Source organism: Mycobacterium sp. 1165178.9 (assembly GCF_001673555.1).
Taxonomy (GTDB): Bacteria; Actinomycetota; Actinomycetes; order Mycobacteriales; family Mycobacteriaceae; genus Mycobacterium.
Genome location: NZ_LZMB01000512.1, coordinates 1 through 12,349, shown reverse-complemented (window position 1 = coordinate 12,349; position 12,349 = coordinate 1). Strand labels below are relative to the sequence as shown.

Below are 12,349 nucleotides of genomic sequence, written 5' to 3'. Positions count from 1 at the left end.
TTGGGGCGGTGAAATTCTCACCCTCGACACCCGAAGCCACCGTTTCGTTCGGGCCGGACATCTGGCGGCGGTGCCGCTGCCCGGTGGCGACGCGGCGGTGCGTAACCCGTGGCGGATGGCGCTGTCCCAGTTGTGGATGGCCGGCATCGACTGGACCCCCGACCTGGCACCGGTCTCCGCAGCGACCGCCGACGAGCTGCGGCTCACGCGTTCGCAATTGGAGACCGGGGCGGGTTGCGTGCCGTGTTCGAGCATGGGCCGCCTGTTCGACGCGGTAGCTTCCCTGCTCGGGGTGCGGCACCGCATCGACTACGAGGGGCAAGCCGCGATCGAGCTCGAGGCGCTGGCGCAGGTGGCCGGTCAAACGGACAAGCAGCCTGCGTTGCCGTTGGCGGTGCGCCCCGACGGGGTGATCGATCCGGCCCCGATGGTGCAGGCCATGGTTGCGGCGCTGCACGCCGGGGCGCCACCGTCGGCACTCGCCGCGGCGTTTCACCAGGCCGTCGCCGTCGCTGTCGCCGGGGTCGTCACCCAGTTGGCGGGCGGCGCCACGCTGGTGGGTCTCACCGGCGGGGTGTTCCAGAACGTCCTGTTGCTGGGCGCGTGCCGTTCGCTGCTGCGGCAGAATGGGTTTGAGGTTCTCACCCATCACACCGTGCCGCCGAACGACGGGGGGCTGGCCCTGGGCCAGGCCGCGGTCGCGGTGCTGATCGCGAAGGAGGAGGCGTCGACGCGATGATCACCACTGCCATCGATCGCGGGCTGAGCGCCGAACTGGCCGAAGACCTCGCCGCCACCGCTCTGACGCTGGCCAGGCGATTTGCCGCGGGCGCCACGATGTGGTCCATCGCGCCATCGTGGGAGCCCCACGCGCTGCACATTGCGGTCGAATTCGTCCATCCGGTCATCATGGGCAAGCGGGCCCTGCCGGCCGTCGCGCTGACCGGACCCAATCTGGTGGACCTGGTGCGGGTGTCGGTTCGGCCCGGCGACATCGTGGTAGCGATCTCCGGTGCGGACAATGCGGACGTGCGCTCGGTGATGCGACGGGGGCCGGCCTGGGGCGCCACGACTATCTGGATCGGCAGCGGCACGCCACCCGCGCCGGCCGCGGCCGATCACGTGCTGTGGCTGGATGATCCCGACCCGCGCGTGCCCGCCACCGGTGGCTTCGTGCTGTTCTACCACCTGTTGTGGGAGCTGACCCACGTATGTTTCGAGCATTCCGGGTTGCTCAAGCCCAAGGGTGAGGACGACAACGGGGTTTGTGTCACGTGCAGCGACGAAGGTCGGCCGGGTGAGGTGGTGAGCGCTGCGGTCGACGGTCAGGCCAGGGTACGCACCGCGCGGGGAATCGAGGATGTCGTCACCACACTGGTCGACCCCGTCACGCCCGGCGATCTGGTGCTGGTGCACGCCGGCACGGCGATCAGCCGCGTGGCCGATGACGAAGAGCAAGAAGGTGTTTCATGAGCCCCACCGACGAACCCACCAACTTCCTGTATCCGTTCATCGACGCCGAAGAGGACGACGCCTCCGCACTGCTCGCCGACCTGGCCGCGTCCGCACAGGCCAAGGCGTCCGAAAGCGTGGCGCTGCGACGCTCCACGCTGGAAGCCAACGACGGCCCGCTGGCGGCGGCCGCCGCCGAGTTGGCGCGTCGATTCGCCGCTGGCGGAAGGATGTTCACCTTCGGCAACGGCGGCAGTTGCACCGACTGCACCACGCTGGCGCGATTGTTCGCGCGGCCACCGCTCGGCAAGCCGCTTCCGGCGTGGTCGTTGACCGCCGATCAGGCGATCCTGACGGCACTGGGAAACGACGTCGGTTTCGAGCTGGTGTTCGCGCGGCAGCTGATCGCCCGCGCGAGGGATGGTGACATCGCGATCGCGATGTCGACCAGCGGCAATTCGCCGAACCTGCTGACCGCGCTGGCCGAGGCGCGCAAACGCGGCCTGTACACCATCGGGTTCGCCGGCTACGACGGCGGCGCCTTCGTGGACAACCCGAACGTGGACGCCTGCTTCGTCGTTCGGTCGCAAAGCGTGCACCGGATTCAGGAATCGCAGGCACTGCTGGGTTATCAGTTGTGGCTGGCGGTTCACGAATGTCTCGGCGGCGATCAAGGTTTGGGGGCGGCATGATGAACAAGCGCGCGGGTGACTACCTGTCGTCGGGACCGCGGTTCGGCGAAGGCGACGTGATCGAGCGGATCGAGTCGTTCCGCCGGCGTCGCCCCCGACTCCTCGACGACCATGTCACTCTGGCGCACGGGGCGGGCGGCAAGGCGTCGGCTGCGTTGGTGGACGCGGTGTTCGTGGAGGCGTTTCGCAATCCATTGCTCGAATCGCTGGGCGACGGCGCCGTTTTAGCCCTGCCCAGCGGCGAGCGGGTGGCGATGTCGACGGATTCGTTTGTGGTGCAGCCCCGCCGGTTTCCCGGCGGATCCATCGGTGAGCTGGCCGTCAACGGCACCTGCAACGACCTGGCGGTGGCCGGTGCCGTGCCGTCCTGGATCTCGGCGGCGTTCGTGCTCGAAGAGGGCTTCCCCGTCGCGGAATTGAGGGAGATCGTCGCCGACATGGCCGCCGCGGCGGCCGCGGCCGGTGTGCAGGTCGTCACCGGGGACACCAAGGTGGTGCCCAAGGGTGCGGCCGACGGGCTGTTCATCACCACCGCCGGAACCGGCGTCATCCCGGCGGGCCGCACGCTGTCGGCACAGTCGGTGCGCGCCGGGGACAAGGTGCTGCTGTCGGGATCGATGGGCGATCACGGCATGGCGGTGATGCTCGCACGGGGCGATCTGGCCATCGAGGCCGACATCGCCTCCGATACCGCGTCGGTCAGCCCGTTGGTGGAGTCCTTGATGGCGGCCGCCCCGTCCACCCGATGGATGCGTGACGCGACGCGGGGCGGCGTGGGAACGGTGTGCAACGAGTTGGCCCAGGCCTGCGGCCTCGGGGTGCTGCTCGAGGAGGAGCGACTTCCGGTGGCGCCCACGGTCAACGGCGCCTGCGAATTGCTCGGCATCGACCCGCTCTACGTCGCCAACGAGGGCAAATTCGTCGCCGTCGTCGCGCCGCAGGAGGCCGAGGCCGGGCTGGACGCGTTGCGGTCGCATCCGCTGGGCGCCGGTGCGGCCGAGGTCGGGGAAATCGTCACCGAACCGGCCGAAAGCGTGGTGCTGCGCACCGGGTTCGGCGGCACCCGGATCGTCGACATGCTCGTCGGGGATCCATTGCCGCGAATCTGTTGACGTGGCGGAAAGGAGCATGAAGATGTGTCTGGGAATTCCGGGCCGGATCGTGGAAATCACCGATCCCGCCAACTGTTTGGCCAAGGTCGACGTCAGTGGCGTGCAGCGGACGATCAGTGTCCGGCTGCTGGAGAACGACATGCCCGGCCCGGACGACTGGGTGCTGGTGCACGTCGGGTTCGCGATGGCCAAGATCGACGAGACCGAGGCGTTGCTGACCCTGGCCGCCATCAAGAAACTCGGCGACACCTACACGACCGAAATGCAGGCCTTCGATTCGTCGGCCATCGTTTGACGAGGAGCGGCAATGAAATTCGTTGACGAATTCCGCGACCCGGCCGCGGCGCGCAAGCTGCTGACGGCCATCGAGCACCTGGCCGGGTCGAGCGGTGAGGACTACAAGTTCATGGAGGTGTGCGGCGGGCACACGCACACCATCTACCGGCACGGCATCGAACACCTGCTGCCCGATAACGTCGAACTGGTGCACGGCCCGGGCTGCCCGGTCTGCGTGATCCCGATGGGACGCATCGACGACGCGATGTGGCTGGCCGGCCAGCCCGACGTGATCTTCACCTGTTTCGGGGACATGATGCGAGTGCCCGGCTCGCACGGCAGCCTGCTGGATGCCAAGGCCCGCGGGGCCGACGTGCGATTCGTCTACTCGCCGCTGGATGCGTTGAAGATCGCGGTCGACCATCCCGACAAGCAAGTGGTGTTCTTCGCCATCGGTTTCGAGACCACCGCACCGTCGACCGCGGTGACGCTCGTGCGGGCGCGCGAGCTGGGGCTGCCCAATTTCAGCGTCTTCTGCAACCACGTCACGATCGTGCCACCGATCAAGGCCATCCTGGAGTCGCCGGACCTGCGGCTGTCGGGGTTCATCGGACCCGGGCACGTGTCCACCGTGGTGGGCAACCGGCCGTACCGGTTCGTCCCCGAGGTATATCGAAAGCCTCTGGTGGTGGCCGGGTTCGAGCCGCTGGACATCCTGGCCTCGGTCGCGATGCTGCTGCGTCAGATCCGCGAGGGTCGCTGCGAAGTGGAGAACCAGTACAAGCGCGTGGTCCCCGAGCACGGCAACCCAGCCGCCCTGGCGCTGATGGGCAAGGTGTTCGCGCTGCGCCCGCACTTCGAATGGCGCGGACTCGGCTTCATCTCGCAAAGCGCGCTGCGGCTGCACGACGATTTCGCCGAGTTCGATGCCGAGTTGCGGTTCGCGATGCCCGGCGTGCGGGTCGCCGACCCGAAGGCATGCCAGTGCGGTGAGGTGCTCAAGGGCGTACTCAAGCCTTGGGAGTGCAAGGTTTTCGGCACGGCATGCACACCGGAGACCCCGATCGGGACGTGCATGGTGTCTCCGGAGGGGGCCTGCGCGGCGTACTACAACTTCGGCCGCATGCACCGCGACGCCGCCAAGCTGGTGGGGCGCACTTGACCCCTGACAAGGGCGCAGAGATGTTCGCCCGCTACGCCTATGCGCCCAACGCACTCGGCTATTGCGGTCCGCCGTTGGGAGCCACCCTGCGCGACGGTTCGGTCGATGAGGTGCGCAGGGCGGCGACGAGGTTCTCCGGGGCGTGGCCGTATCTGCGGGTGCTGTCAAAGCTGACCGGCATCGCCGACCCGCTGGATTATCGTCTGGTCGAGGCGTATTGGCTCGGCGGCGGCGTCGCCGCCGACCTGGACCCCCAGGCGTTCTTCGACGCGCTGCTCGCGATCATCGGCCCGCAGGCGGGCCACTACTGGTCACACCTCACCACGGATCTGGCGTATGAGGCCGCCGGCAACCACTGCTTCCACGTGTTCGGCGTGTATCCGTGGACGCGGTTCTTAGGCGGCGGAGGCCGCCAGATCAATGTCGAGCAGCCGCTGAACGTGCTCGACAACTGCCGGATCACCTCCGGCACAGTGCTTTCCCGCGACGGTGACCGTGTCGAGGTGTTGTGCCGAAGGCTGGCGTGGGATGGTCGGGCCCTCACCCTGTCGGCGCCGTCGACGCGCGTGCTCGAGGTGTGGGCCGACGAGTACAGCGCGGTGCCCGACGTGGCCGCCGGTGATGTGGTGGCGATGCACTGGGGCCGGTTGTGCGGGCGGCTGTCGCCGGCGCAGGTTCGCGCGCTGAGGGACAGCACCGATCGGCAGCTGCTGGTGACCGACCGGCGACTGGCGCGCGTCTGATTTCGCCGCCAGACTGGCCCGGTGCCCGGTTCTCTGTGCGACGTGCTGCCCGCCGCGGCCGCGCTGCTCGAAGTCGAGGGTGCCGTCGACAAGCTGGCGGTGGCGGACTGGGTTGGCCCCCGGGTAGACCGGGTCCTGGTCATGCTGGTGGACGGGCTGGGCTGGCATCTGCTGCCGCAGCTGGCCGGCAGCGCGCCGCTGCTGGCGTCCGTGCTGGGCGGCGGCGCCGGGCGGCTGACCCAGCTGGACTGCACATTCCCCTCGACCACGCCGACCAGTCTGGTGTCGTTGTGCACCGGTGCGCTGCCCGGTGAGCACGGCATCCTGGGTTTCACGCTCAGGGTGCCCGGCACCGATCGAGTGCTCACCCACGTCCGGTGGCGTGACGACCCGCCCCCCACCCTGTGGCAGCCGGTGCAGACCTGGTTCGAACGGCTCAAGAACGCCGGCGTGAGCGCCCGCGCGGTGCTGCCGGCGATTTTCATCGGCAGCGGCCTGACCGAGTCCGCGTACCGCGGCGCCGAATTCCATCCGGCCAACCCCACCGACGACTACGCGCGGCTGCTGGCCGACGAGCTGCGTGCGGCGCCCGGGCTGGTGTACGGCTACACCGCGGACCTCGACACCGCCGCCCATATCTTCGGTATCGGCTCTGACCAGTGGCACACCGCGGCGGCGAACGTTGATGCGCTCCTGTCCCGCCTGCTCGACGCGCTGCCCGCGAACACAGCGGTGCTGGTGACCGCCGATCACGGGGGCATCAACGTCCCACCCGAGTCCCGGATCGACCTCGACACCGACCCCAGGCTGGCCGACGGGATCCGGGTGGTGGCCGGCGAGGCGCGGGTCCGGTATCTGCACACCGAGCCGGGCCACGCCGGCGACGTGCAGGCCGTTTGGGCCGAGCTGCTGGACGGCCGCGCCACCGTCTACAGCCGCGAACAGGCCGTCGCCACCGGGATGTTCGGGCCGGTCACCGCGCGACACGCCGAGCGGCTCGGCGACGTGGTCGTCGTCTGTTCCGGCGACGCCGCGGTGCTGGCCAGCGCGCATGAGCCTCCGGAAATGTCTCGCTTGGTCGGCTTTCACGGTGGAGACACGGCGGCGGAGATGGCGATTCCGCTCATCGTCTTCCCGCCGTAGTGCTGTCGATGGCCGCGCCAACGCCCAACGGACTCGGATCAAGTTCACAGCTCGCTTGAACCGTTCATTGATCTTTGCGCGGTAGATTCGGCCCCACTGTGGTTTTCCCGGCTGTTGGCGAAACTCGGCGATGGCAGCGTGTCATCGCGATTGCCGCAGCCTTAGGGGCGTTCATCGCACTGGCCACGGGATCGGCGCTGCGACAGAGTTTCGCGACGGCGGCACCGCCGGAGCCTGCGGCTTGGTCGGCGCCAGCCGTCGATGCGCATGCCGCACAGATGCCCGGCCGGCACGCCGCCCTCAGCCGGCCCGCCCTGGCCGTCTCGCAGCCTACGGCGCCGGCGAACAAGACCAAGAAGGAGCCGTTCCGCCGCGCGTGGATGACGAAAGAACGGCCCCTGACCTGGAACCGCTTGTCAGCGCAATCGGTGCTGACGCCGGTGCCATTGTCCTTCACCCCGATAGGGTTTGCTCCCGGCGGGGCCCGATCCCGCGCGCCCGCGGCTAGTGCCTTTGACCGAGACACCTTGACCGAGCTCTGCGTCGCCCGCCGCTGATCGTTGCCCGGGCCGGGCGTGTCCTGCCGATGCAGTTTCGGCGGCACGTAAGCGCCCCGCGACTTGTAACCCTCGTGTCTATCTCGTGAAAGAAGACCCTCATGTTTTCGGGCACCACCGACACCGCCACGGGCAGGCGGAGGCCGTAATGGATTTTGCGACGCTACCTCCGGAGACCAACTCCGGGCTGATGTATTCCGGTCCCGGCGCGGGATCGATGACGCGGGCCGCGGCGGCGTGGGAAACGTTGGCAGCGCGGCTTTTCACCGCGGCGGCCGGCTACCGGGCGGTGACCGCACAGCTGGAAGCGGGCGGCGAGCGCCCGGCGCTCACCGAAGCCGCGACACGCTACGCGGACTGGCTCGACGCCGTCGCAGCCCGAAGCGAGCACGCGGCCACCCAGCTCAAGGCCGCGGCCCGCGCGCATCAGTCGGCCTTCGCGGCGACGGTGCCGCCCCCGGCGATCGCCGGCAACCGCACCCGGCGAATGTCGCTGGTGTCGACGAATTGTCTGGGCCAGCAGAGCGCGGTGATCGCGAACGTCGATGCCGAGTATGACGCGATGTGGGCCCAGGACGCCGACGCCATCCGCGCCTATGCCGAGTCCGCGGCCGGTGCCGCGACGATGGCTCCCTTCCCCGCTCCCCCCGGCAATGTCGCTGTGACGAAAGGAGATTGGGCCCTCGTGTCGGCGCCGGACGTCATCTCGGCCGGCTGCGAAGTGATGTCGGTGATACCCGAGGCGCTACGACGCCTGTCGTCCTCGCCGCTGACAACGTTCGAAGCGTCGCTGTCCACGATCACCCCGACCCTGTCAAAACTGAATTCGATGACCGCGCCGTCGGACTTCGCGATCGGCCACCTCAATTCGATGAACAAAACGGCGGCGCTGCACTCGCTGTTCCCCAAGCCGGCCGCCACCAACGGCGTCAGCGCGGGCGTGGGTCGCGCGACGCCGCTCGGCGGGCTGTCGGTGCCGCGCACCTGGACGGCCGCCGCGCCCGCGATGGAGCGGGTGCGCTGGGACCGGGTCGGCGAGCCCATCCACCTGGTCGCGGCCACCGACCCGCCCGGCTCCCGAGCGGCCGACAAATACGGCGGTTAAAGCGGGGTGACATAGGCCGCACTGATCCCACCGTCGACCATGAACGTCGAAGCGGTGATGAACGACGCGTCGTCGCTCGCCAAAAACGCCACCGCCGAGGCGATTTCGTCGGGATCGGCGAAGCGTCCGACCGGGACGTGCACCAGCCGGCGAGCGGCCCGCTCCGGGTCCTTGGCGAACAGCTCCTGCAGCAACGGGGTGTTCACCGGCCCGGGGCACAGCGCGTTCACCCGGATGCCCTGCCGGGCGAACTGCACACCCAGCTCGCGCGACATCGCGAGCACGCCGCCCTTGGAGGCGGTGTAAGAGATCTGCGAGGTCGCCGACCCCAGCACGGCCACGAACGACGCCGTGTTGATGATCGAGCCTTTCCCCGCGGGAACCATGTGCCGCAACGCCGCCCGACAGCACAGGTACACCGACTTCAGGTTGACATCTTGGACGCGCTGCCACGCCGGCAGTTCGGTGTTCTCGATGAGGTCGTCGTCGGGCGGTGAGATGCCGGCGTTGTTGAACGCGACGTCGATGCGCCCGTGGGCCCGTGCCGCGGCATCGAACAGCGCGTCGACGGCGACCTCGTCGGAAACATCGGTGGGCACGAACAATCCGGACAGTTCGTCGGCGGCAGCGCCGCCCGCGTCGCCGTCGATGTCACCGACCACGATTGTGGCGCCCTCGGCATGCATCCGTCGTGCCGCGGCCAGCCCGATGCCGCCGCCCGCGCCGGTGATGACGGCCACGCGGTCCGCCAATCGTTGGGTGAGATCGACCGCCACCACCTACTCCTCTTCGATCGCGATGAACACGTTCTTGGTCTCGGTGAAGTGCAGCGGCGCATCCGGGCCCAGCTCGCGCCCCAGCCCCGACTGCTTGAACCCGCCGAACGGCGTGTTGTACCGAACGGACGAGTGCGAATTCACCGATAGATTCCCGGCTTCGATCGCCCGGGAGACGCGCAGCGCGCGGGACAGGTCGTCGGTCCAGATCGATCCGGACAGTCCGTAGCTGGTGTCGTTGGCCAGGGTGATGGCGTCGTGCTCGTCATCGAAGGGCAGCACCGTGACGACCGGGCCGAAGATTTCGTCGGTGACGCATCGGTCGGTGCGCTGCGGCGTCAGAACGGTTGGCGGGAACCAGAATCCGCGGCCGACCGGTGCGGTGCCACGGAAGGCAACGGGGGCGTCGTCGGGCACATACGACGCCACCTTGTCGCGGTGGGCGGCCGACACCAGCGGCCCCATCTCGGTGTCACGCGATGCCGGGTCGCCGACGACCACCCTGGTGACGGCGGGCTCGAGCAGCTCCATGAACCGGTCATAGACGCTGCGCTGCACCAGGATTCGGCTGCGAGCGCAGCAGTCCTGTCCCGCGTTGTCGAACACCCCGGCCGGTGCGGTCGCTGCGGCGCGCTCGAGGTCGCAGTCGGCGAAAACGATGTTGGCGCTCTTGCCGCCCAATTCCAGGGTCACCCTCTTCACCTGGGCGGCCGCACCGGCCATCACCATCTTGCCGACGTCGGTGGACCCGGTGAACACGATCTTGCGGATGTCTGGATGGGTGACGAACCGCTCCCCGACCACCGCGCCGCGCCCCGGCAGCACCTGCAGCAGGTCCGCGTCGAGTCCGGCCTGCGCCGCCAGCTCACCGAGCCGGATCGTGGTCAGCGGCGTGGCTTCGGCGGGTTTGATCAGCACGGCGTTGCCCGCGGCCAGGGCGGGTGCGAAACCCCATGATGCGATGGGCATCGGAAAGTTCCACGGGGTGATGACGCCGACCACCCCCATCGGTTCGTTGAACGTGATATCCAGGCCGCCCGCCACGGGAATTTGCTTGCCAGCCAAGCGCTCCGGGCTTGCCGCGTAGAAGTTCAGCACGTCGCGGACGTGACCGGCTTCCCATTCGGCCGCCGCGACGGGGTGCCCCGAGTTGGCGACTTCGAGTGCGGCCAGGTCGCCGAGATGGGTGTCGACGGCGGCGGCGAAGGCCCTTAAGCCGGCGGCCCGCTCGGCCGGGGCCACCCGGGCCCACCGCCGCTGGGCGGCCCGCGCCCGCCCGACTGCGTCGTCGACCGCGGCGGCGTCGGCGTGCTCGACCGAGCGCAGCACCTCCTCGGTTGCCGGGTTGATCAGCTGCGCGGCGGTCACCTCAGCTCACGCGTCCCGCGTACGACCTGGCGGCGTCGACGATCGCGGCGAACAACCGCGCGTCTTCCAGCGACTGTTCCGGATGCCATTGCACCGCAAGCACAAATCGGTCACCGGGCAGCTCCAGCCCCTCGACTACGCCGTCGGCGTCCCGCGCGCTGACCACCAGGCCGTCCCCCACCCTGTCGACGGCCTGATGGTGATAGCTCGGCGCATCGGCGGATTCCCCGATCAGCGCGGCCAACCGGGTGCCCGCCACGGTGCGCACCGGCAGCCTGGCGAACACCCCATTGCCCGCCCGATGCCCGCTGTGTCCGAGCACGTCGGGCAGGTGCTGGTGCAGGGTGCCGCCCAGCGCGACGTTGAGCACCTGTGCGCCGCGACAGATTCCCAGCACCGGCAGGCCCCGCCGCAGCGCGCCGTGCAACAACGCGAACTCCCACGCGTCGCGTTCGGTGCGGGGCTGATCGGTGGTCGGGTGCGGTCGCTGGCCGTAGCTGGCGGGGTCCAGGTCATATCCCCCGGTGATCACCAACGCATGCAGCCCGTCCAGCACGGCGTCGACAATCTCGGTGTCCACCGGCTGCGGCGGCAGCAACACCGCGATCCCGCCGGCGAGGATGACGCCTTCGAAGTAATCGGCGGGCAGGAATCCGGCGCGGATATCCCAGATGCCGGTCTGCACCTGCTCCAGATAAGTCGTCAGTCCGACCACTGGGCGCGGCGGTTCGGACTTAGAGACGTTCAAACCCACGCATCCTCTCCCAATCGGTGACCGCCGCGTTGAACGCCGCCAACTCCACCCGGGCGTTGTTCAGGTAGTGGGCGACGACGTCGTCGCCGAACACATCGCGAGCGAACGTCGAACGTTCGAACGCCGAGGCCGCCTCGGCCAGCGTGCCGGGCAGCCGCTCGATGCCGGGGGTTCGGTAGGCGTTTCCGGCGCACGCATCCGGTAGCTCCAGGTCCCGTTCGATACCGTACAGCCCGCCGGCGATCATCGCCGCCACGGCCAGATACGGGTTGACGTCGCCCCCGGGAACTCGGCACTCGACCCGGGTATTGGGCCCGTGACCGACCACCCGCAGCGCGCAGGTGCGATTGTCCAGTCCCCACGCCAGCGCGGTGGGCGCGAAACTACCGTCCGCGAATCGCTTGTAGGAGTTGATGTTCGGCGCGTAGAACAGCGTGAGGTCACCCAGGGTGGCCAGGAGACCGGCCAGAAAGCTGCAGAACGCCGATGACATGCCGTGCGGTCGGCTGGGATCGGCGAACACCGCGCCGCCCTGCGAGTCACGCAGCGAGAGGTGAACATGGCAACTGTTTCCCTCTCGTTCATCGTATTTCGCCATGAACGTCAGGCTTTTGCCGTGCTGGTCGGCGATCTCCTTGGCGCCGTTCTTGTAGATGACGTGGTTGTCACAGGTGACCAGCGCGGTGGCGTACCGGAAACCGATTTCCTGCTGCCCCTTATTGCATTCGCCCTTGACGGCTTCGAATTGCAGGCCGGCGCCGATCATTCCCTGCCGGATGTCGCGCAGCAATGGCTCCATGCGCGACGAGGCCGAGATCGCGTAGTCGATGTTGTAATCGCTGGCCGGGGTCAGCCCGCGGTACCCGTTGGCCCACGCCTGACGATAGGGCTCGTCGAACACGATGAATTCCAGCTCGGTCGCGACGTCGGCGGCCTGGCCGCGTTCGGCCAGCCGGTCGAGCTGACGGCGCAGGATCGCACGCGGCGACACGGTGACGGGGCTGCCGTCGGCCCAGCCCACGTCGGCGATCACCAACGCCGTACCGGGCAGCCACGGGACACGCCGCAGGGTGGACAGGTCGGGCCTCATGACCGTGTCGCCGTAACCGGTGTCCCAGCTCGAGATCGCGTAGCCGCCGACGGTGTTCATGTCGACGTCGACAGCGAGCAGATAGCCGCAGCACTCGGCGCCGTGGGTGGCCACGTCGC

General features: G+C 68.8%; 12 protein-coding genes and 1 pseudogene. 9 read left to right on the top strand and 4 right to left on the bottom strand.

The features are described from left to right. From A5652_RS21810 to A5652_RS21765, 9 genes and pseudogenes are all read left to right on the top strand, one after another. Positions 1–739: pseudogene (locus A5652_RS21810) on the top strand (carbamoyltransferase HypF); the annotation flags it as partial. After that, on the top strand, positions 736–1,473 hold the full coding sequence (locus A5652_RS21805) for a HypC/HybG/HupF family hydrogenase formation chaperone (protein ID WP_067356581.1): 738 nt from the start codon (positions 736–738) through the stop codon (positions 1,471–1,473). The pseudogene A5652_RS21810 and the gene A5652_RS21805, both read left to right, overlap by 4 nt. Then, entirely contained in the window at positions 1,470–2,144 is a 675-nt protein-coding gene (locus tag A5652_RS21800) for an SIS domain-containing protein (protein ID WP_067356578.1), read from the top strand. Before A5652_RS21805 ends, A5652_RS21800 begins: the two co-directional genes overlap by 4 nt. Beyond that, on the top strand, positions 2,144–3,256 hold the full coding sequence (hypE, locus tag A5652_RS21795) for a hydrogenase expression/formation protein HypE (RefSeq protein ID WP_067356574.1): 1,113 nt from the start codon (positions 2,144–2,146) through the stop codon (positions 3,254–3,256). Before A5652_RS21800 ends, hypE begins: the two co-directional genes overlap by 1 nt. Positions 3,257–3,278: 22 nt before the next feature. Continuing rightward, on the top strand, positions 3,279–3,551 hold the full coding sequence (locus A5652_RS21790; protein WP_067356591.1) for a HypC/HybG/HupF family hydrogenase formation chaperone: 273 nt from the start codon (positions 3,279–3,281) through the stop codon (positions 3,549–3,551). A gap of 12 nt (positions 3,552–3,563) precedes the next feature. Continuing rightward, positions 3,564–4,694, top strand: coding sequence for a hydrogenase formation protein HypD (hypD, locus tag A5652_RS21785; RefSeq protein ID WP_067356571.1), 1,131 nt, complete (start codon positions 3,564–3,566; stop codon positions 4,692–4,694). Continuing rightward, a complete protein-coding gene (locus A5652_RS21780) occupies positions 4,691–5,437 on the top strand; it encodes a DUF6390 family protein (RefSeq protein WP_255361856.1) in 747 nt (248 codons plus the stop codon). Before hypD ends, A5652_RS21780 begins: the two co-directional genes overlap by 4 nt. A 21-nt stretch (positions 5,438–5,458) precedes the next feature. Next, the gene (locus tag A5652_RS21775) at positions 5,459–6,580 is read left to right on the top strand and encodes an alkaline phosphatase family protein (protein WP_067356564.1); all 1,122 of its coding nucleotides are present in this window, start codon (positions 5,459–5,461) and stop codon (positions 6,578–6,580) included. A gap of 705 nt (positions 6,581–7,285) precedes the next feature. Next, positions 7,286–8,242, top strand: coding sequence for a PPE family protein (locus A5652_RS21765; RefSeq protein WP_067356557.1), 957 nt, complete (start codon positions 7,286–7,288; stop codon positions 8,240–8,242). On the opposite strand, the gene A5652_RS21760 is transcribed toward A5652_RS21765, so the two are convergent. The 4 genes from A5652_RS21760 to A5652_RS21745 form a co-directional block, all read right to left on the bottom strand. Next, positions 8,239–9,018, bottom strand: coding sequence for a 3-oxoacyl-ACP reductase (locus tag A5652_RS21760; RefSeq protein WP_067356588.1), 780 nt, complete (start codon positions 9,016–9,018; stop codon positions 8,239–8,241). The two genes, A5652_RS21765 and A5652_RS21760, sit on opposite strands and share 4 nt — an antisense overlap. Before the next feature lie 3 nt (positions 9,019–9,021). Beyond that, entirely contained in the window at positions 9,022–10,386 is a 1,365-nt protein-coding gene (locus A5652_RS21755) for an aldehyde dehydrogenase (protein WP_067356554.1), read from the bottom strand. 1 nt (position 10,387) lies between these two features. Beyond that, the gene (locus A5652_RS21750) at positions 10,388–11,155 is read right to left on the bottom strand and encodes a gamma-glutamyl-gamma-aminobutyrate hydrolase family protein (RefSeq protein ID WP_232001308.1); all 768 of its coding nucleotides are present in this window, start codon (positions 11,153–11,155) and stop codon (positions 10,388–10,390) included. Continuing rightward, positions 11,121–12,349: glutamine synthetase family protein (locus A5652_RS21745; protein ID WP_156745476.1), on the bottom strand; the 1,229-nt coding region annotated here is incomplete at its 5' end. The genes A5652_RS21750 and A5652_RS21745, both read right to left, overlap by 35 nt.